Origin of the sequence: Sedimentimonas flavescens (genome assembly GCF_019264375.1) — a bacterium.
Lineage (GTDB): Bacteria > Pseudomonadota > Alphaproteobacteria > Rhodobacterales > Rhodobacteraceae > Rhodobacter > Rhodobacter flavescens.
Map to the genome: position 1 here is coordinate 133490 of NZ_JAHVAI010000003.1, position 20822 is coordinate 154311.

The following is a 20822-nucleotide window of genomic DNA, read 5'->3' on the forward strand; positions in this document are numbered from 1 at the left end:
TTCATTTTGAACATGCCCGTGGTGGTGGCTGCCGTTCCTGCGTAACCTGCGCTCGATTCGGATACCCAGGGGGATGACATGGCAAAGGCCACCCGAAAGACCACCAAGAAAACGGAAGCTGCGCCCGAAGCGCCTGCGCGAGTTGCCGAAGCCCCGGTGCTGCGCAAGAAGGACTTTGTAGAGCGCGTCGCCAAGATCTCGGGCGCCAAGAAGGCCGTGGCGCGCGATGTCGCGCAGGCGGTGCTTGAGGTGCTGTCAGAGGCGCTCGAGAAGGGCGAAACGATTGCCCTGCCGCCTCTGGGCAAGATGCGCGTCACCCGGACCGCGGTGAACAATGGCGCCTCGGTGTTGCATATCAAGCTCAAGCGCGGTTCGGCGGATGCGTCGGGGGCGGCGGCGCAAAAGGATGAAAAAAGCGCGGCGGACCCTCTTGCGGAGGGGGCGGAGTGAGGCTAAAAGCCCCTCCACCGGGCGATTAGCTCAGCGGTAGAGCGCTTCGTTCACATCGAAGATGTCAGCGGTTCAAATCCGTTATCGCCCACCAGAATTACCTTTTAATGGCCGTGACTTAGCGTCGCGGCCATTTGCTTTTGCAAAGCGTGCGTAGGTTCATCAAGCTGCGGATATGCTCTGCATAAAGCAGAGATGATCATGTTGTGTCCCCGAGGGGGACTGCCTTCACACAAGGCGGTGCCCGCCGCACTTTCTAGACCGGGGCGTCACGTCGCTGCGATTTGCACCGGATGGTCGCGCTCTCGAACGTCCTGAAGACCGAGGAAGCCTTGATTGCCAGAACAGCATTCGGTGCCAGCTTTGTGGCGCTGTTCGAACCCATGCCCCAGCGGATCCGGAGCAGAATTGCCGCTCTGGCAATGGGGGTCGCTCGGGGCGTCAAAACAGGGCGACGATGATAGGTTCCGCCCTCAACACCGTTGCGACCAAGCGACTTGCCCCGACGCCCGCGATCGCCGAGGGTAGCACGTCCTTTAGTACTGGCTCGCTGGCTTGCAACCGGTCTATGGCCATTTCGATACGCCCTGAGAGAAGCGCAATGCTGAATACCACTGCTCATGCTGAACCTGCCACGGAGGCGGAAATGCCCGGCGCGGCGCTCGCGCTCATGAAGTCCGCCTTCGCAGCCGAGCCATATCCCGCCATCGATGTCAGGCGTGACAGGCTTGATCGCCTGGAACGTGCATTGCGCGACTATTCCGATACGCTCGTCGAGGCCATGAGCGCGGATTTCTCGTATCGGAGCCCGCACGAGAGCCGAATCTACGATATCACGGCGTCTCTGGGGGCGGTGCGTTTCGCTCGGCGGAATCTGAAGCGCTGGATGAAGCCGCGTCGGGTTGGGATGCCCCTGCATCTGTTACCCGCGAGCGGGCGCATCTTTCCGCAGCCACTGGGCGTCGTTGGCATCATCGCACCGTGGAACTTCCCTGTTTTCATGGTGGTGCCGCCCATGGCGACCGCGTTCGCAGCCGGCAACAGGGTGATGGTGAAACCTTCGGAGCTTTCACCACGTACCTCCGATGTCTTGGCCCGGATGATCGGCGAGCGCTTCTCGCCCGAGGAGGCGATGGTCATCAACGGCGGAGAGGATGTGGCGCGGGCCTTCTCGGAACTGCCTTTCGATCATCTGCTGTTCACCGGATCCACCGCGGTCGGGCGCAAGGTTGCGCTTGCCGCAGCCAAGAACCTTACCCCCGTGACGCTTGAGCTTGGTGGTAAGTCCCCGGTCATTGTTACGCAGTCCGCCGATCTCAACGTCGCGGCTCGGCGGATCGCGTGGGGCAAGGCGGCGAGTGCGGGGCAGATCTGCGTTGCGCCCGACTATGCACTGGTTCCACGCGCGATCATCGACGACTTCGCCGCCCGGGTTCTATCGGCCTGGCAAGAGCAGCATCCGGCCGGAACGACCAGCCAAGACTACTCCGCGATCATCTCGGAGCGCCATCTGCTCCGCCTGGAAGGAATGATCGACGAGGCGCGGCGCAGCGGCGCGACGGTTCTGCAATTGCAGGGCGCAGGTGAGCCCTCCAAGCGCAAGCTGCCTCCGTCGGTGATTGTCAACCCGTCTTGCGATCTGGCGGTGATGCAGGAAGAGGTCTTCGGGCCGCTCCTGTCGCTCTTTCCCTATGACACTCGGCAGGAAGCGCTCGATTTTGTGGCCGCGCGCGACCGGCCGCTGGCTTTATATCTCTTTACGCAAAGCCAAGACGATCGGGATGTCTGGCTTCGGCAGTCGCATTCGGGTGGGGTCTGCATCAACGACGTGATCGTTCATGTCGGATGCGATACTTTACCATTCGGCGGAGTTGGTGCTTCCGGAAACGGCGCCTACCACGGTGATCGGGGCTTCGAGACCTTCAGTCACATGAAGTCGATTTTTGCACAGCGGAGCGTAAACGGCACGTTCCTCGCCACGCCGCCCTACGGCCCGACAAAGCGGAGGATCTGGAAGCTCGTGGAGAGGATCGTGTGATCCGGGCCTGCTGGCCTTAGAGGGGCGGTGGGTCGGCGACGTTGACCGGAGCCGCCACCCGAGTTCCGCGACTAGCCCGCGCCTCCGCTGCCGACCGCGTCTGGTCCGAGGGCGGCTTCGCTGCGCACGGTGGGTTTCAGTCCCGCTCGGCCAGCATCCCGGCTAGGGCCGCGCCGCGATCTGCCGTCTCCTGACGGTCCTTGCCCAGCACGAAACCTGTCCAAAGCGAGTTACCCTTTGCGGCGTCGAGAAGCGTGGCATCCAGCAGCCTCGTCGGCACGAACCAGCCCTCGCGGCTTGGGCCGTCGAGCCGGGCGATGATCTCGGGCATCGGCAGCGGGGTCGGTCCGCCGACCGACTGGCTTGTGCTCCAGGCTGTGCCTCGGGTAGCGGCCTCGTGCAGAAGGACCTGCGTCGTCGAAGCGTTGACCCGGAAGTTCGGGTCGAAGGCGATCAGGCGCCCATCATCGGTAAGGCCCACGTCGAAGGCCGCGATGCCGCGATAGCCAAGTTGGCGCGCTTTTTCGCCTGCTGCGCGTACGATCCGACGACCTGCTTCGGGAAAGTCCCGCGCAGCGTCGATGATGCTGCCTGTTTGCCGGGCCGGGGCCGAAAAAGTCTGCTCGGCCGCACCAAGATAGACCGTCTCGGCGTCCGAACAGCCCACATGCGCGCACCAGCAGGTGATCACGTTCAGCGCGTCCTCGGCAACCAGATCGGCGGCGGCTCCGGGTTCATGGAACCACTTCAGGGCCAAGTCGATCTCTTCTTGGGTCGCGCAGTAACGCACCGCATAGGCCCATCCGGTAGCAGCGGCACCCCCGGCCTTCAGGTAGACCGGTGGGGCGATGTTTGCATCGCCATTCACGATCTGGCGCGGCGCGAGATGCTCTGCAGGAAACAGTTCCAACATGCGCGCCTTGGCGTTCAGCCGATACCAGAGCGGGGCGGGCACCACCGAGGCATCATCCGGGTAAAGCCCGGCGGGAAGCGGGTAGGGCGAGAACAGCCGGTATCCTTCCGCGATCAGGGATCTGGCGGCAGCGATCGCCTCGTTTTCTGAGCGGTAGACCCGCATGTCCTCTTCGACGGATAACCGCGCGTTGCCAAGAAACTCAAGGATCTGGTCGGTCACCATTGAGGCGTGCCGCACGGAAGGCTGCCGTCCGAGAATCCCGATGGTAACCCCGGTCACCGAGTCGATGTTGACGTCGGTATACCCCAGCAGCCGCGTCGTCTTCAGGTCTGTGCGGGCCATCCAGGCCGCATCGGCGGGATAGAGTACGTCTTGCGAGACCGATGGCACGAGCGTCATTTCAGAAAATCCTCAATACCTAATGCAAGATTGCGCAGGCGCGGCGAGGCGGGATCGCCCGCGAAGCTCGGGGTCTTGTTTACGTCGAAAACAATCGCGCGCCCGTCGTGCACGACATAGTCGATCTTGCCGAAATCGACGCCGCAACGTGCGCGCGCCGCGAGCACCTCTTCCGGGGCCTCTTCAAGATACTCATAACGAACCATCGTCCCCGTCTTGACCATCGGGTCGTGCGCGAAGATCCGCCACCCGTAGCCGCGATCGCCCAGAAACATCCATCCGCGAATGCTGTAGAGGTCCCCTTCGCGCTCCGGTACGAAGCGCTCGACCAGATAGGCCGAGTCGCGCCATACCCAATCGGGAACATCGCGGACGTGATCCAGAAACGGGTAGGTCCGATAGGGCAGGCGCCGCGCGAGCTTCCAGTTCCACTGCGCGAGCTTGTCCCAGACACGCTCGACATGGCGCGATTTGTAAATCCGCCGCTCGGGAATGCCAAAGTGGTTGTCGTTCGTCTTTACGAGCACCGGCCCGTTCCAGTCTGTGTCTTGGGAAACCTGTAGTTGGGAGTAGCCGCGTTTACGGATGTCCCGTGCTGCACCGTTGATCACGTAAACGCCCTTCGGGGCCGGAGGCACCAGCGCCGGATCAATCAGGCTAACATTGTGGTGCAGGATCGCGACGTCTGCGGCCGGGTCGAAATCTTTGCCGACGCGAACCTCGTGGCCCGCCTCACGCCAGATCGCGTCCATCGATTTCAGAACGGATACACCTTGATGTTTTCCATCTAGGGTCGCGATCGAGATTAGGGCCACGCGCGCCTCCCGCAGAGCATTTTCTTGAACTACGGGCAACCTGTAGCGCGACCGTGCGCAAGGTTCAGTCGCGGGGCCTTCAGGGTGGTTGCTTGGGGCTATCGATCGGCGGGCGAGCGCTTAGCAGCACAGGTTTGGCGGGACTTCCTGAGGCGGAACTGCGATTGGCGCCTCGCGCAGGGCTAAGATCTGCACGGCTGACCACGTGAAGCACGGCCCTCATCTCGTGGGGCCGACGCCCGATCGCGGGGCGATGGATCAAAACGTCAGACGCGCCGAGACCTTCAGCAGATCCCGTTCCAGTCGAGTGGCGACAAGCTCCCCCGATTGGGCGCGGGCAATCTTGAGGCCCTGCTCCATCAGCGCGCGGGCGGCGTCTGGATCGCAGTCGCGCTCGAAGTTCAGATGCGCTTCCAGGCGGTACAGCTCTCCGGCGAAGCGCAGATCTCCGCCATCGGAAATGGCGCGTGCATGATCGAGCGCCCATGCGACATCGCGCCAGCGACCGGCCTTGGCGCAGGCCTCGGCATAAAGCAGATACCACCAGTTGCCAAAAGCCTTGACCGTGATCAGGCGCTCGACTCCCTCGCGCGCTCTGGCCAGGCCTTCATCAACCCCGCCCTCGCGGGCGCGCAGGAGTCCGACGAACAAGTCGCGATAGCCAACCCAGTTCGGCAGGGAGTGCTGGGCCATCAGCGCCTCAAGCTCGGCAATATAGCCCTTGGTCAGGTCGTGGCGGCCGAGGAACTCGGAATGCATCGAGACGAAAACAAGTATATGCCCGCTGTCATGGACCCGCCGCATCGTGCGGGCGTAATCGAACATGCGATTGCGCCAGCTCTCGGCATTGGCGGTGTCGCCTTTCAGCAGATAGGCCTCGGACAGGCCCAGCATAACCATCGTGACATGGTCCGAATGTCCCTGTCGCATCATCTCGCCGTGCTGCTCGGGGTCGAAAAGCGCCATGAACGCAAGGTAGTGATGCAGCGCCTGGTCGATCTCGCCTACGAAAAGAAATGAGGTGGCGCACATGCGATGGGCGAAGAGCCGGTCGATATCGGATCCCTCGGCGGCGACCTCATGCGCTTGTCGCGCAAGTTGCAGGGCCGCGCGCCACTCGTTTCCGCTTCCAAGATGAACCCAACGTGCCTGCAACGCCGGGATAAGCTTGTCAGAGTCGCCCAGTTGCTTGCTGAGGCGGATGGCGTGCTCGGTCTGCTCGGAGGCACCTAGCGACTGGTAGCCGGAAACGCAGATCATCGCGCTGAGCAGATTCAGGCGGATTTCAAGCTCATCTGAATCGCGCTGCCTTGAGGGCTCGGCCAGGGTGATCTCGGCCAGCGCCTTCGAGAAGAAGGCCGAGGCTTCGGCATAGGCGGATCGCTGGAAGGCGCGACGACCAGCACGCAGCCACTGTGCCGCCGCCGGGATATGGGCGCCGGCATTGGCGTGCTGCATCGCGATGATATGCGGTTGCTTGTCGGCGATTTCGACAAATTGCGTCGTCAGAACTTCTGCGATGCGCGCATGAAGCGCAGGTCGTTGTCGTTTCAGTAGCAGGTCATAGGCGGCCTCGCGCACCAGGGTGTGCTGGAAGCGGACCACATCGCCATAGGCGTTCTTCCCGGGGATGAGAATCTCGGCCTCGATCAACTCCTCAATGGCGGAGCGGGCGGTGTCGGCGGGCACGTCGGAGACCGCTATGAGCAGGGCGACGGGAAATTCACGCCCGATCGCGGCGCCAAGACAGGCGATGCGGCGGCCTTGGGTCAGCCGATCAAGGCGCGCCTGAAGCGCCTGTGACAACGTCACCGGAACATGTTCCGGCGCAGAACCCGCCGCACCAGCGCCCACGGCCTCGAAATAACCGCGCGCCAGTTCCTCGGCAAAGGTTGGCACGCCGTCCGAGCGTGCGACAATAGTTGCAAGCGCCTCGTCACTGATCGGGCGATCGGCTGCGACGGCCTTTACCAGTTCGGCGACCTCGGCTCCGTTCAGGCGGCCCAACGCGATGACCTCGGCCTGCGGCGGCTCGAGCCAGGCTTTGTGCAGACCGGAGCCTGCGGTAACAACCACGACCGTCCCGGCGTTTGCCATGGCCTCCCGGTTGCGCTCTAGCAGTTCGGAGCTGGAGGGGTCGAGCCACTGCGCATCCTCAACGATCACATGCGCCGAGGGCGCAGCCATCGCAACAAGCAACTGTCCAAGCAGGGCCATAAGCCGGTTGCGGATCTCCTGCCCGCCCATGGCGGCTAAAGGGCCATCCGTCTGCGCTTGCCGGCCAAGCAACATGCACAGCAGGGCAATGCGCTCCTCCTCGGGTTCGAGAAAGGCCGAGAGAAACTCGCCGATCCTTGCGCGGCTCTGCTCCCGGTCGTCATCCGCACGTAGTTGGCACGCCGCTTCGAGTAGGTAGCGTATCGGCTCGAACGGCACATCGACGCCGTAGGGCGAGCATTGGATGATCATGGCGCGCCGCCCTTCGGGGCAGAAGGCCGAGACAGCCCGGCGTGCGAGGCGCGATTTGCCGATACCAGATTCCCCAGTCACCACCAACGTTTGGCTGCGCTTGTCGCGCAGTGCCGCCGAAAGTCGCGCCAACTCTGCCGCGCGCCCCACGAAAATGCTGCTGCCGCGATTGGATCGCAGGGCGTCAAAGCGGCTGGTGCGCATATTGCGCCCGATGACCTGCCAGACGGGGACCGGCTCGGCGATGCCCTTGAGCCGGTGCGCCCCCAGATCGGCGCAATCGAAAACCTTGCCGATCAAATCGTGGGTCTGCGCCGAGATGACGATGGTGCCGGGGTGCGCGAGGGTCTGAAGCCGGGCGGCAAGGTTCGGTGTTTCACCGATTGCGCTGTCATCGAGAAGGGCAGCACCCGCATCATGTGCGCCCACGACGGTCAGGCCGGTCGCAATCCCGATGCGCGCCTGCACGCGCCGCCCCGCCAGTGTAGGAAGCTTCGAAACTCTCTCCAGCGCGGCAAGTCCGGCGGCCACGGCGCGCTCAGCGTCATGCTCGGATGCGGTCGGATAGCCGAATGTCGCCATGACCCCATCGCCGAGGAACTTGGCCACATAGCCGCCAAGTGGGCGGATCGCGGCCTCCAGCGCGCGCCGAAACAGCGAGATGAAGTCGATATAGTCCTCGGGATCGCTGGCAGCGGCGAGCGATGTCGAATCCACCAGATCGCAAAACAGCACCGTCAGGAGCCGCCGTTCGGCCTCGTGCGGCGTCGCTGCCATAGCCTTGATGGAGGACAGCATCCGCCGCCGATGCCCGACCGAGGTGACGCCGATCTCGCGCAGATCCTCGGTGGTCAGTTGCGGCAGGACGGAGCAATCGACATCGTTGGCGCGGAATGCCTCGGTGTACTGCGCGAGCCCGAGGGCCGTCAGCCATTCCTCGATATCCGCGCCGTTCTCCTGGCTCATTGAGTGACCTCAGAGCGCAAGCCGGATTGGTTGTGCGCCCCCGACCTCGTCGATCGGAAGCGCGAGAGCCGCCAAGATATCGGCGGGGATCTCGTCGGGCCCGGGCGTCTCGTCGCTCAGGGGCACCGGCACCTCCTGTGCGAAGCGGAAGGAGTGCCCGGGATCGTATTTCTGGCGCACTTTCTTCAACCCCGGCAGGGCAGATTTCCAGTAGTTATGCGGATAGTCCGGCACGCTGATGCTGGGATAGTTCTGATAGACGCCGCCATTCCAGAAACGCTCTATCAGCTGGATCCAATCATGCATGAAGGCCTCGGCCGCCGCGCGGTCGCCGGGCATGTACCAAAAGACATCCAGCACAGCGTCGTACAGCACATCGCGATGCACGAAAGCACTGTTTTCAAGCGGGTAAGAGGCGATCTTGCCACCATAGACCTCCAGATACATGTAGGACATGGTGTTGGGCGATTTCGTGGTGAAGAAGGTTAGGACCTCGATCCACTCGGCCGCGGACAGATCCTTGGCGACATACCGAGAGGCCTTGTCCTCGTTCGGCATGCCATGCGCGACGATGGGCTGATCCTGCGGGTCGTTCAGCAGCGCATCCAGAACCTCCATATAGGTGCCGGTCTTCGTCCATTGCACCGTCGCGCCGGGCATCGCCGCCAGAGGCTTCATCGAGGCAATCGCGTCTTGCGGGTTGCCCACCCACAGGCCGCGCACCATGAAGACGTAACCGGGCGTGGGCATCGGCACGCCCTTTTGTAGCTCGGTCTGATAGACGATCAGGACCTGGAGCGTCAGCGCATCTCCGTAAACCCCGTTCGGCCCCATGTAGTCGCGCTGAAGCCGCAGCATGACATCGGCCGCCTGCGCGATCTGCGCAGGGGTCTCGAGTGTCCATGCGAGCGCCCATCCCGTGACCTGCTTCAGCGGGTAGAGATGGTAGACCACTTCGAGCAGGATCCCGAAATTGCCGCCCGTGCCGCCGCGCATCGCCCACCACAGATCGCGGTTCTGGTTGGGTGTGGCGATGATGATCCGGCCATCCGCCAGCATCACCTTCATAGACAGGACGTTGTCGCAGTTCATCCCGAAGCTGGCGGAGGTGAACCCCAGCCCGCCCCCCTGCACGAAGCCGCCGACGCGGACCGTGTCGCATTCGCCGCTTGGCACGTGCAGGCCATAAAGCGCGAGCGCCCGGTTGAGGCGCGCGAAATCACAGCCAGCGCCGACCGTGGCGGTCTTCATCGCGGGATCGACGACGACATGGTCGAGCCCTTTGACGTCGATCAGAACGCCGTAGCCCGCAGAAAACCCGGCGGTGCAATGCCCACCCGAACGGATGGTAAAGGGCATGGTCCCGCGCTTGCCGATCTGAAGCGCGATCCCGACGTCACTTTCGCTTTCGCAATAGATGATGACGCAGGGCGCGGGGTTGAAGACGGGGTTCGTGAGCAGCCGATCGGTATCGTAGCTCGGGTCTCCGGGCATCACGATTCTGCCCACCATGGCCGATTGCGCGGCCTTCAGCGCCTCGCGCGTCAGGCCAAGCTGGGTAAAAACTGCCTCGGGATGGGTGTCCCAAAGGCTGAAAATGGCTGCGTCGGTCGTGCGCTTGTAGGAATGGTTCTTGGGCATGGCGGGCCACCGTTTCGAATGAGCGGGGTTTCTGAAAAAAGAACGTCGAACGCGGAAAAGCCGCGCCGGGCGCTGCGGAACACATTCAGCAGAGTGTGTTGGAACGCTTAACGGATTTCAAACCTTTTCCTGATTCATCGCTCATGGCCGCCCCCGATGCGCCTGACAAATCAGGGTCAGAGAGGGGAGGGCCTCAGACCGCCCAGACTGCGACGATGCATATATAGGTCAGTTGGTGCAGCAACTGGTCTGCACCCAGGGAGTACCAATATGCGCTGTCGCTTGGCGTCAGGAGTCTAAGAGCGGTCAGCCGCTCTTTGCCCCAGTCTATGTGGTAGTGAACGAGGGCTTCGATCAGCATCGTCAGGGCAATCGCCTTGCCAGCCACTCCGAGGTACAGCAAAATCGGGAGTGTCAGGGCGACGTGCACAGCCACATGCAAGAGCCCGGCCGGATGGCCATATTTGCCCTTGTCCACCACCATCCGGCGGGATTGTAGCAAGAAATCCGCGATGTAGTGCTTGAGCTGAAATAGCGCCACCGCGATCAGAATGTGACTGGCTGACAATCGCCTTACTCCGATACTCAGAACAGCCTAGGTGCGAAAAAGCTGCGAGGCAATGAAATCCGGGGCTTCGCGGCCGGAGGCAGCGGACAATCGCTAAAGGCGCGCACGATTCAAAACTCACTACATGGTCAATCAGGTGAGTGTTGTCCGCGCCGGGGATGCGCCCTGTTCCCTGGGGAATAGATGACGCGAAGTTATCCGTTCCCGTGCACCGGATCGCGCTCGGCAACCTCTGTCAATTCGGCGACGCGGCAGATCAGCAGCTTTTCCTTGCGCGTGACAATGCCCTCGGCCACGAGGCTGTTCAGGGCGCGATTGACCTTGGGCCGACTGGCGCCAAGCATCGCCGCGATGTCGCCCTGCGTCAGATCGAACGGGAGTTCCGCCACGGCTTCGATCCGGGTGCCATGGTGTTGGCGCAGCATGGCCAGCAGGAACCGCGCGAAGCGCGCCTGCAAATCGTAAAGCGCCAGCGCCTCCAGCTTGTCGTTGGTTTCGCGCAGCAGCAGCGAAAGATAACGTGCTGCGGCCAGCGGCACGTCCGGGTGTCGCGCGCAAAGCGCGAGGTAGTCGCGGCGGTGCAAGGTCAGGCCGCACAGTTCCTGAAGGGTCGTGCAGTCGGAGGAACGCGGCTCTCCATCGATCACCGACATCTCGCCCACGCACTCGCCCGGCAGCGCATCGCGCAGCACGAGTTCGCGCCCATGCGGCGTCGCCAGCGTCAACCGGACCCGGCCAGCGGTGACGATGATCATGTAGTCGCCCGCATCGCCGCGCTGAAAGATCGTCGATCCCGGTGCCCATTTGCGTGGCAGCAGGCGCTCGTCGATCTGCGCAACGATTTCGGCGCCGAGCCCCTCAAATAGGGGGAGGCGCTCGATGATCCTGCGTCGCTCGTCGGAACCCAGACTATCCATTTCCACTCACGTCAGCTGCTCTGCTTGTTTCTGCGCCACCTGCGCCATGTCCCGCAAGAGAGAAGAGGTGAACCCCATGGGCGGCCTGAGCTTAACAAGCCACGTCTTCGGGGCCCCGTCAGCAAAAAATTGACCCTACGTTACCTGAGAAACAGCCTGTGGCTGAGACTCGGCGCATCTTCGTCTGGTCAAGAGTTACTTCCCGTAATGTAAGGCGCCCGCGCGGCAATCAATCAAGAACGCGCCTTCGCGCCTCGTCACCCGGCTTCGATTGTGCAGGGAGCACCGCGACAGACCGCCCCTGATAGCCTGCCTTATCCAAGAGCAGGAAGCGATACGTCATACCTACTGCAAGGGAGAACACAAATGTCGATCCTAAACGCGCACCATCACTCTTCTTGGCCGATGATTGCCCTTATCGGCTCTGCGGCCGCCTTGGCGATGCTGCTGACCTTCGATCCCGGCGCGCTGAAGTTTTCGGATGACGGCGGTCCGATCCGGGCTACGGCCGTCTCGCCGTCGGGCGCATCCGCCGCGGATGGCGCCACCGCGACAGCACTCGATTTTGTGGTCAGCGGCAGCCCGAACCACCGCGTTCTCACGCCGCGGTCCGAAATGACGATGACTGCAGCGAGCATGGATGTTGGCCCGCCGCGCCGCAGCTATGCGGTCCATGTGCCGCCGAAGTAAGAATGCAGCGCGGTCGCAGCTTCTTGTGCGCGGCCGCCCCATCCCGATGGTTTGGTTGGCCCGCGAGGCCCGGATAGTGCTCCGGTCTTCGTGGGCCGACCCGTGAAGTGCATCGGGCGGCAAGGTGGCCGTTCGCTCCCGGGCGGCAAGGTGTTTTGGCCATTCTCCTCAAATGGCTGAAGATCGAGGTTCAGGCTAATTGCAGGAAATCTCAGAAAAATGCGCCTTATGTTCCCCAAGGAACAGACCTGCCGACCCGATGTGCCCCAAATGAGGGTGTCAGATCGGGGTTTGACGGCGGCCACGCCGGAGATCCCCCGAATTGTCCGTTGGTAGTTCGTGAGTGTTTACCTACTTCCCATTCCCTGGTGGGGTCGCAATTGCGGCGATCCTCGTGGGCGAGCCGTTATTTCCTTTCAGCATGATTGAATAGTTCCAGGCTCGCCCACGGTTTTTCTCCTTAAGGCACGCGGGCGGGCGTGCAGGGGCATGTGCATTCCTCCCGGTACTCGCCTTGTCGGTCGAGCCGATCCGCTACTTGCAGGAGAACTGCGCCGTGCGAAGGTGCTTGAGCCCAAGCGGGCTTCGTGGTGCTATCCGGCGCAGGTTAGGGGCAGGGGCGCGATGGCCTTCACACTGAAGCAGCTTCGATATTTCGTGGCGGTGACCGAGGCAGGCACGGTCTCGGGCGCGGCCCATGCGCTGGCGATTTCGCAATCGGCAGTGACCGAGGCGATCCGCGAGCTTGAGGCCGATCTGGGTGTGACGCTGTTCGATCGCCACCCGCGCGGCCTCGATATCACGCAAAAGGGCCACCAGTTCCTGCGCCATGCGACGGGCATCCTGAGCAATGTCTCGGACGCGCGGCACGCGCTTTCGACCGAGGCCGAGGACATTACCGGCACGTTGCATATCGGGGTGACTTCGCTGGTGGCGGGCTATGTGCTGTCGGACATTCTGGCGCGGTTCCGGCGCGCCAATCCGAAGGTCGAGGTGAATGCGGTCGAAGATAGCGGCGATTACCTTGAGCACCTTCTGGTCGGCGGCGAGCTGGACGTGGCCGTGATGGTCACCTCGAACATGCGCGACCGCATGGCGCTGCAAACCGAGATCATCGACGTCTCTCCCTATCAGCTGTGGTTGCCAAACGGGCATGACCTGAGCACGCGCACCTCGGTCTCGATTGGCGATCTGATCGACGAACCGATGATCATGCTGCGCGTCGATGAGATCGAGGAGGCTACGCGCAAGCTACTGTCGGCCTTTGGCGCCCGGCCACGCGTGGCCTTCCGCACGCGCTCGGTCGAGGCGGTGCGTTCGTTGGTGGCGACGGGGGCGGGGATCGCGCTTTTGCCCGAGATGGTCTATCGCCGCTGGTCGCTGGAAGGCGACCGGATCGTGTCGCGCGACGTGTCCGGCAGCTTGCCGGTGGTGCAGGTCGGCGTGGTCTGGCGCAAGGGCGCGCCCCTGTCGCGCGCCGCGCGCGAGTTCGTTCTGGCTGCGCAAGTTCATAATAATGCGAAGTAAAATTCCGCTATCGGAAACACCGATAGCGCCAACCAGATTATTGAATTTGTGAAATCGGTTCATCGCGCGCAGGCTCTGCGCCAAGGGAGTCGAAGCTCCCATGGCAACAGGGATGACGCTGATGAAACAGATCTACATGGGATGCACCTCGGCGCTGGCGCTTGGACTGGCGATGGCGCTGCCTGCGGGTGCTGCCGATATGCTGACCGAGCTTGGCGCGGGCGAGGGCTCGGTCTCGATCGTGGCATGGCCCGGCTATATCGAGCGCGGCGAGACCGATCCGGCCTTCGACTGGGTGACCAAGTTCGAAGCGGCTACCAGCTGCAAGGTCGAGGTCAAGACCGCCAATACCTCGGACGAGATGGTGGCGCTGATGAACGAGGGCGGCTTTGACCTTGTCACCGCTTCGGGCGACGCCTCGTTGCGGCTGATCGCGGGCAAGCGCCTGCAACCGGTTAACGTTGACCTCATCCCCAGCTGGTCGCGTGTCGATGACCGCCTCAAGGACGCGCCTTGGCACACCGTGGACGGGATGCACTATGGCACCCCCTTCATGTGGGGTCCGAACGTGCTGATGTACAACACCGAGGCCTTCCCCGAGGCGCCGACAAGCTGGGATGTTGTCTTCAAAGAGATGGACCTGCCCGACGGCAAGTCGAACAAGGGCCGGGTGCAGGCCTATGACGGCCCGATCTACATTGCCGACGCGGCGATGTATCTGATGGCGCATCAGCCCGAACTGGGCATCAAGAGCCCCTATGAGCTGAACGAGGATCAATACGCCGCCGCGCTTGACCTGCTGCGCGGTCAGCGCACGCTGGTTTCGCGCTACTGGCATGACGCTTTTATCCAGATCGACGACTTCAAGAACGAAGGGGTCGTGGCCTCGTCCTCCTGGCCGTTCCAGGTGAACCTGCTGCAAGCTGACAGTGCCAAGGTGGCCTCGGTCATCCCCGAAGAGGGCGCGACCGGTTGGGCCGATACGCTGATGCTGCATGCCGACAGCGAGCACCCGAACTGCGCCTATATGTTCATGGAGCATTCGCTGAATTCGAACCTGCAATCGGACCTTTCGGTCTGGTTCGGCGCGGTTCCCTCGGTTCCCGAGGCCTGTACCGACGGCTCGGGGATGCAGAACGCCGAAGGCTGCGCTACGAACGGCCTGGGCGATTTCGAGCGCATCAACTTCTGGCGCACGCCGGTTTCGAAATGCGACAGCCAGGGCACCTGCGTCCCCTACTATCGCTGGGTGTCCGACTATATCGGCGTGATCGGCGGCCGCTGATCCCCGCCTGAAAGCCCCGGACCGGCGCCATGCCGGTCCGGGAGCCTCCCCCCGAAAGAACTGACATGACTGATGCTGTGACCTTCCGTGGCGTTTCGCGCCATTTCGGACCCGTACGGGCCGTGGACGAGGTGGATCTGGAGATCCGCGACGGAGAATTCTTTGCCATGCTGGGGCCGTCCGGCTCGGGCAAGACGACTTGCCTGCGCCTGATCGCGGGCTTCGAGCAGCCGACCGCCGGCCATATCGAGATTTTCGGCGAGCGCGCCGATGGCGTGCCGCCCTATCTGCGCAACGTCAACACCGTGTTTCAAAGCTACGCGCTGTTTCCGCATATGAACGTGCTCGACAACGTGGCCTTCGGGCTGCGGGTGAAGGGGGTGAGCCGGGCAGAGCGCCTGAAGGCTGCCGAAGAGGCGCTTTCGATGGTTGAACTGGCGGGCTACGGCAGTCGTCGCGCGGGCGAGCTGTCGGGCGGCCAGCGCCAGCGCGTGGCTCTGGCCCGCGCGCTGATCAACAAGCCCCGCGTGCTGTTGTTGGATGAGCCGCTCGGCGCGCTTGACCTCAAGCTGCGCGAACAGATGCAGGAGGAACTGCGCAAGCTGCAACGCGCGCTTGGGCTGACCTTCGTTTTCGTGACGCATGACCAGGAAGAGGCGCTCTCGATGGCCGATCGCGTCGCGGTTTTCGCCGAGGGCCGGATCCAGCAGGTGGGCAGCGCCGAGGACATCTACCGCCGCCCGGCTTCGCGCTTTGTCGCCGATTTCGTGGGGTCGTCGAACGTGATCCCGGCTGATTTCGCGGGCGTGGGCGCGGCGGGGCAATGGGCGAGCCTGCGGCCCGAGGACATCACCCTTGACCCCGCCGGGCGCGAGGCGGTGGTGACCGGACGCTATTTTCATGGCCGCGTGGTGAAACTGGCGCTGGATGTCGGCGGCCAGGCCCTGACCGCGCTGGTCGCCCCGCGTGACGACTTGCCCGATGCAGGTCAGGCCACGCGCATCGCCTGGGATCCGGCGCGCGTTCACCTGATGGAGCGCGGATCATGAGCGCCATCTCCCCCGCCATCTTCGCGCCCCGCTCGGGGCCCTTGTCGCGCGCGGTCGATTGGGTGATCCGCCACCCGCGTATGTTCGTTTTCCTGATGGTGCTGCCGATCACGCTCTGGCTGGGCATCGTCTATATCGGCGCGCTGATCGCGCTACTGATCCAGAGCTTCTTCTCGATCGACGAATATTCCGGCCTGATCGTGCATGAGTTCACGCTCAAGACCTATGCCGAGCTGTTCCGCTCCTACAATCTCGACATCATCATCCGAACGGTGTCGATGGCGGCGGCGGTGACGCTGGCCTCGGCGGTGATCGCCTTCCCGATCGCCTATTTCGCGGCCCGCTATGCGCGCGGCAAATGGAAGGCGCTGTTCTATATCGGGGTCATGCTGCCCCTGTGGTCGAGCTACCTTGTGAAGGTTTACGCCTGGAAACTGGTTCTGGCCAAAGAGGGCATCCTGAACTGGCTGTTTGCCAAGCTGCACCTGACCTGGGCGCTGGAGGCCGCGCTGGCGCTGCCGGTGGTGGGGGGGAACTCGCTCTCGGTCAGCTATCTCGGCACCTTCATCGTCTTCGTCTATATCTGGCTGCCCTATATGATCATCCCGGTTCAGGCGGCGCTGGAGCGTGTGCCCGCGCCACTCTTGGAAGCCGCCGCCGATCTGGGGGCAACGCCGGGCCAGTCGTTTCGCATGGTGCTGTTCCCGCTGGCGATGCCGGGGATCGTGGCAGGGTCGATCTTTACCTTCTCGCTGACGCTCGGCGATTACATCATCCCGCAGATCATAGGCTCGTCGCGGCTCTTCATCGGGCAGGCGGTTTATACGCAGCAGGGCACGGCGGGGAATATTCCGCTGGCTGCGGCCTTCACCGTGGTGCCGATCGTGATCATGGGCCTTTACCTGTGGGGCGCGCGCAAGATGGGGGCTTTCGATGCACTCTGATAACCGCGCACCGCTTCCGCTCAAGCTGGCCGCCGCCGGAGGGCTGTTCTTCCTGCTCGCGCCGATTGCGCTGATCTTCGTCTATGCCTTCACGACTGAGGAAAAGAGCTTTCAGTGGCCGCCGCCCGGTTTCACGCTGAAATGGATCGGTGTCACCCTCAACCGTCCCGACGTGTGGGAGGCGCTGTTCCTGTCGCTGCGCGTCGCCGCGATCTCGACCGTCATCGCGCTGGCGCTTGGCACGCTGACCGCCGCCGCCGTGGCCCGGTCGCGCTTTTTCGGGCGCGAGACGATCTCGCTCTTGGTCATCCTGCCGATTGCCCTGCCGGGCATCATCACCGGGATCTCGCTGCGCTCGGCCTTTTCTCTGCTGGAGATCCCGTTCAGCACCTGGACCATCGTGCTGGGTCACGCGACCTTCTGCATCGTCATCGTCTATAACAACGCGGTGGCGCGGTTCCGGCGCACCTCGGGGGCGCTGATCGACGCGGCGATGGATCTGGGCGCGGACGGGGTGCAGACCTTCACGCTGGTGATCCTGCCCAATATCGCGACCGCGCTGCTGGCGGGGGGGATGCTTGCCTTCGCGCTCAGCTTTGACGAGGTCATCGTCACCACCTTCACCGCGGGGCAGCAGACAACGCTGCCGATCTGGATGCTTGAGGAACTGGTGCGCCCGCGCCAGCGCCCGGTGACCAACGTCGTCGCCATGGCCGTCGTGCTGGTGACGGTGCTGCCGATCCTTGCCGCCTATTATCTGACCCGCGACGGCGAACACACCGCTGGCGCCGAGAAATAAGACAAGAACAGGGAGACTGAGATGGACACCCAGATGCTGATTGGAGCCAGCCTTGTGAGTGGCACCGAGACCGAGGAGCAGATCCTCAACCCGCGCACCGGCGAGCTGATCGTGTCGCTGCCCGAGGCCTCGCTGTCGCAGGTCGAGGCTGCCGTCAGCGCCGCCGAGAAAGCCTTTGCCGGATGGTCGCGCACGACACCGGCCGAGCGTTCGGGCTATCTACTGAAGATCGCCGAGCGGATCGAGGCCGAGGCCGAAAGCCTTGCGGCGCTAGAGGCGATGAATTGCGGCAAGCCCGGCCATCTGGCACTGGGCGACGAGATCCCTGCCATCGTGGATTGCTTCCGCTTCTTTGCCGGTGCCGTGCGCTGTATGACCGGCCCGGTGGCGGGGGAATATCTGGCGGGGCACACGTCGATGATCCGCCGCGACCCGATCGGTATCGTGGCCTCCATTGCGCCCTGGAACTACCCGCTGATGATGATGGCCTGGAAGATTGCACCTGCCATCGGCGCGGGCAACACGGTCGTCTTCAAACCCTCGGAGCAGACCCCGCTGACCGCGCTGCGCATGGCCGCGATCTTTGCCGAGATCCTGCCCGAGGGCGTGGTTAACATCATCCTCGGCCGTGGGGAGACGGTGGGCTCGGCGCTGATCAACCACCCCAAGATCGCGATGATCTCGCTGACCGGCGACATTGCGACGGGGCGCAAGATCCTTGAGGCCGCGAACAAGACGATCAAGCGCACGCATCTGGAACTGGGCGGCAAGGCGCCGGTCATCGTTTTCGACGACGCCGACATCGAGGCCACCGTGCAGGGGCTGCGCGCCTTCGGCTATTACAACGCCGGGCAGGATTGCACCGCCGCCTGCCGCGTCTACGCGCATAGCGCGGTTTATGATCGCTTCGTCGCCGATCTGAGCGACGCGGTCTCCTCCATCGCATACGGGCAGGCGGATGATGCGCAAAACGAGATGGGCTCGCTGATTTCGCTGCGCCAGCGCGACCGGGTGGCCAGCTTCGTCGCCCGTGCGCGCGAGGCCAACCACATCGAGGTCGCCACTGGCGGCGAAATCCCCGACGGGCCGGGTTTCTTCTACAAGCCCACCGTCATCGCGGGCGCGCTGCAGACCGACGAGATCGTGCGGCGCGAGGTCTTCGGCCCCGTCGTCTCGGTCACCCGCTTCGACGATGCCGATCAGGCCATCGCCTGGGCGAATGACTCCGATTACGGCCTCGCGTCCTCGGTCTGGACCAAGGATGTCTCGAAGGGGCTGCAAGTCGCCTCGCGGCTGCAATACGGCTGCACCTGGGTGAACACCCACTTCATGCTGACCAGCGAGATGCCGCATGGCGGGTTGAAGCAGTCGGGCTACGGCAAGGATCTGTCGTCCTATGCACTCGAGGATTACTCGGTCGTGCGCCACGTCATGATCGCACATTGATCGCAAGGGGGGCGTTCGCGCCCCCGGCAACCTCCTTACGGATGTAGGGCCGCACGGTTCTGGTCGAGCCGCTCGGAAATCGTAGCGCTGATCCGGCGCAGGGAGGGCATCGCGGCGCCCCTGGGCCGGTCGCCAAGCGCCGCCAGCTCCACGATCTCGATGTCGGACAGAACACGGGGATGGCCCGCGACCGAGACGCCATAGGCGATGTCGGTTCCCGATCTTGTCGCCGCTATTTCGTAATCCACAACCAGCGGTGACCTGAGCCCGAACAGTATCAAATCGCCTCCACGCAATCCATTGCCCGCTTGAGGGGTGCCAATACTTTGCGTGAGGGTAGTCGAGTTCGATTACTCGGGCAACGGCGTGAATGGGCCTGTGCGCCGAGGGCATGGGTTTCGGCTAGTTCGGACCGGTAATCGATCCGCCGGTTCGAGTGGGGATGATCGCCGCGCCAAACGGCCTCTTTCGGCGCGGTGTCGGGGCAAGAAACCCAAGAATGAAACGCATTTTGCGCGGCTCCTCGTGGCGGCGCTGTCACAGTCGCAGGGCATGCGTGCCACCGCGCAACGATTCATTGCGTTAATACTTTGTTAACCATTTACTCGATCTGGCCGAGCGGTTCAGGCTGAGGTGTTGAGCACATGCGTATTAAGCGAATTTCTGGTTTCTCTACGTTGCGGGCGGCCTCCGGTCGGGCGGTGTTGCGCCGCCTCGCGAGGAGAGGCGCCATCTTGGTCCTGGGTCTTGCCGGAGTCGTGGGGTCCGCCGCAGGGGCTATGGCCGCCTGTACCGCCACCAACCCGGTGCTGACCGTGACCTACCCGTCGGGCTATACCTATCCCGCTGCCGGCGGGGGGCAAGGGACGACCCTTACGTTCCGCGTGCAGTACACGGTTGCCTCGACAGGAAACAATCATGAACGGTGCCCCGACTCGATTCCGATCTCTATCACCGGGATCAGCAATCCTGATGGAATCCCGAACCCGATCTCATGCACGGCTACGCTCTCGATTTCGCACGGGAATAAAGAAGAGACACAGGCGGCAAGCTGTACGGCAAACTGGACCGCGCCTGCCAGCCCCTCCGCTTCGACGGTCGTGTCCGCATCGGCCTCCGGGTTGAACAGCAGCTTTGCAATCACCTCCGGGCAATCTTCTCCTGCGACATTGTACAGGGCAAGCTCGAACACGGCGCCGACGGCGGATGCGGGGGAAGATTTCTCGGTGGCCTCTGGCGCGACGGTCAATCTCGATGGCAGCGGTTCGAGCGACCCCGAGGACGACACGCTGAGCTACAGTTGGGAAGAGACGAGCAGCACGGGCGTCAGCCTGAGCGGCGCGTCGACTGCGACGCCAAGCTTCACGGCGCCGACGCTCTCGTGGTCGGACAGCCCGGTCGATCTGGTGTTTAAGCTCGTGGTGAGCGACGGGGAGTTTTCGTCCGAAGCGAGCGTGACGGTGACGGTGAACCCGCCGGCGCGGCCGAACACGGCGCCGACGGCGGATGCGGGGGAAGATTTCTCGGTGGACTCTGGTGCTTCGAGCGGCCTGGACGGCAGCGGTTCGAGCGATCCCGATGGTGATCCGCTGACCTATAGCTGGACGCAGACGGAAGGGCCGAGTGTGGACCTGAGCGATCCGAGCGCGGTCGCACCGAGCTTCACGGCGCCGGTGCTCTCGTGGTCGGCCGATCCGGCTACTCTGGTGTTTGCGCTTGTGGTGAGTGATGGCGGTTTGACGTCCGAGGCGTCGAGCGTGACGGTGACGGTGAACCCGCCGCCGCCTCCGAACACGGGGCCGACGGCGGATGCGGGGGAAGATTTCTCGGTGGCCTCTGGCGCGACGGTCAATCTCGATGGCAGCGGTTCGAGCGACCCCGAGGACGACACGCTGAGCTACAG

General features: G+C 63.4%; 18 protein-coding genes and 1 tRNA gene. 11 read left to right on the top strand and 8 right to left on the bottom strand.

What is annotated here, in order from left to right; genetic code table 11:
• Window positions 1–78 precede the first annotated feature (78 nt).
• The 3 genes from KTQ37_RS05820 to KTQ37_RS05830 all read left to right on the top strand — a co-directional run bounded on the left by KTQ37_RS05820 (window position 79) and on the right by KTQ37_RS05830 (window position 2488).
• Window positions 79–450, top strand: coding sequence for an HU family DNA-binding protein (locus tag KTQ37_RS05820; RefSeq protein ID WP_218629554.1), 372 nt, complete (start codon window positions 79–81; stop codon window positions 448–450).
• Between the two features lie 19 nt (window positions 451–469).
• Window positions 470–544: transfer RNA gene (locus KTQ37_RS05825), tRNA-Val, on the top strand.
• A gap of 507 nt (window positions 545–1051) precedes the next feature.
• Window positions 1052–2488, top strand: a complete 1437-nt coding sequence (locus tag KTQ37_RS05830) for a coniferyl aldehyde dehydrogenase (RefSeq protein WP_236021099.1) — start codon at window positions 1052–1054, stop codon at window positions 2486–2488.
• 136 nt (window positions 2489–2624) lie between these two features.
• On the opposite strand, the gene KTQ37_RS05835 is transcribed toward KTQ37_RS05830, so the two are convergent.
• The 6 genes from KTQ37_RS05835 to KTQ37_RS05860 all read right to left on the bottom strand — a co-directional run bounded on the left by KTQ37_RS05835 (window position 2625) and on the right by KTQ37_RS05860 (window position 11179).
• On the bottom strand, window positions 2625–3803 hold the full coding sequence (locus KTQ37_RS05835; RefSeq protein ID WP_218629555.1) for a hypothetical protein: 1179 nt from the start codon (window positions 3801–3803) through the stop codon (window positions 2625–2627).
• On the bottom strand, window positions 3800–4555 hold the full coding sequence (locus tag KTQ37_RS05840; RefSeq protein WP_218629556.1) for an ATP-grasp domain-containing protein: 756 nt from the start codon (window positions 4553–4555) through the stop codon (window positions 3800–3802). Before KTQ37_RS05840 ends, KTQ37_RS05835 begins: the two co-directional genes overlap by 4 nt.
• A 321-nt stretch (window positions 4556–4876) precedes the next feature.
• On the bottom strand, window positions 4877–8053 hold the full coding sequence (locus KTQ37_RS05845; protein ID WP_218629557.1) for an AAA family ATPase: 3177 nt from the start codon (window positions 8051–8053) through the stop codon (window positions 4877–4879).
• Window positions 8054–8062: 9 nt separating this feature from the next.
• Window positions 8063–9694 (bottom strand): FAD-binding oxidoreductase, encoded by a 1632-nt coding sequence (locus tag KTQ37_RS05850; RefSeq protein WP_218629558.1) that lies wholly within the window; start codon window positions 9692–9694, stop codon window positions 8063–8065.
• Window positions 9695–9887: 193 nt separating this feature from the next.
• The gene (locus KTQ37_RS05855; protein ID WP_218629559.1) at window positions 9888–10262 is read right to left on the bottom strand and encodes a DUF3307 domain-containing protein; all 375 of its coding nucleotides are present in this window, start codon (window positions 10260–10262) and stop codon (window positions 9888–9890) included.
• A gap of 194 nt (window positions 10263–10456) precedes the next feature.
• Window positions 10457–11179 (bottom strand): Crp/Fnr family transcriptional regulator, encoded by a 723-nt coding sequence (locus KTQ37_RS05860; RefSeq protein WP_218629560.1) that lies wholly within the window; start codon window positions 11177–11179, stop codon window positions 10457–10459.
• Window positions 11180–11545: 366 nt separating this feature from the next.
• Here KTQ37_RS05860 and KTQ37_RS05865 point away from each other — a divergent pair, with 366 nt between their 5' ends.
• The 7 genes from KTQ37_RS05865 (at window position 11546) to KTQ37_RS05895 (ending at window position 18919) form a co-directional block, all read left to right on the top strand.
• Window positions 11546–11869, top strand: a complete 324-nt coding sequence (locus tag KTQ37_RS05865; RefSeq protein ID WP_218629561.1) for a hypothetical protein — start codon at window positions 11546–11548, stop codon at window positions 11867–11869.
• A 624-nt stretch (window positions 11870–12493) separates the two neighbouring features.
• Window positions 12494–13396 carry a LysR family transcriptional regulator gene (locus KTQ37_RS05870; protein WP_218629562.1) on the top strand — a complete coding sequence of 301 codons (903 nt, stop codon included), beginning with the start codon at window positions 12494–12496 and terminating at the stop codon, window positions 13394–13396.
• Between the two features lie 121 nt (window positions 13397–13517).
• A complete protein-coding gene (locus KTQ37_RS05875) occupies window positions 13518–14681 on the top strand; it encodes an ABC transporter substrate-binding protein (protein WP_218629563.1) in 1164 nt (387 codons plus the stop codon).
• Window positions 14682–14746: 65 nt separating this feature from the next.
• Complete coding sequence (locus KTQ37_RS05880; RefSeq protein WP_218629564.1) at window positions 14747–15730, top strand: ABC transporter ATP-binding protein; 984 nt, start codon at window positions 14747–14749, stop codon at window positions 15728–15730.
• Window positions 15727–16674, top strand: coding sequence for an ABC transporter permease (locus KTQ37_RS05885; protein ID WP_218629565.1), 948 nt, complete (start codon window positions 15727–15729; stop codon window positions 16672–16674). Before KTQ37_RS05880 ends, KTQ37_RS05885 begins: the two co-directional genes overlap by 4 nt.
• Complete coding sequence (locus KTQ37_RS05890; protein ID WP_218629566.1) at window positions 16664–17473, top strand: ABC transporter permease; 810 nt, start codon at window positions 16664–16666, stop codon at window positions 17471–17473. The genes KTQ37_RS05885 and KTQ37_RS05890 overlap by 11 nt, the downstream gene beginning before the upstream one ends.
• A 21-nt stretch (window positions 17474–17494) precedes the next feature.
• Window positions 17495–18919: a gamma-aminobutyraldehyde dehydrogenase gene (locus tag KTQ37_RS05895; RefSeq protein WP_218629567.1), complete on the top strand. Its 1425-nt coding sequence runs from the start codon at window positions 17495–17497 to the stop codon at window positions 18917–18919.
• Between the two features lie 35 nt (window positions 18920–18954).
• Here the strand turns inward: KTQ37_RS05895 and KTQ37_RS05900 are convergent, their stop codons facing one another.
• Both KTQ37_RS05900 and KTQ37_RS05905 read right to left on the bottom strand, forming a co-directional pair.
• Window positions 18955–19200, bottom strand: a complete 246-nt coding sequence (locus KTQ37_RS05900) for a hypothetical protein (RefSeq protein ID WP_218629568.1) — start codon at window positions 19198–19200, stop codon at window positions 18955–18957.
• Window positions 19201–19835: 635 nt separating this feature from the next.
• On the bottom strand, window positions 19836–20111 hold the full coding sequence (locus tag KTQ37_RS05905; RefSeq protein WP_218629569.1) for a hypothetical protein: 276 nt from the start codon (window positions 20109–20111) through the stop codon (window positions 19836–19838).
• Here KTQ37_RS05905 and KTQ37_RS05910 point away from each other — a divergent pair.
• Window positions 20089–20822, top strand: a 734-nt coding sequence (locus KTQ37_RS05910) for a PKD domain-containing protein (protein WP_218629570.1), incomplete at its 3' end; no start/stop codon positions are given. The two genes, KTQ37_RS05905 and KTQ37_RS05910, sit on opposite strands and share 23 nt — an antisense overlap.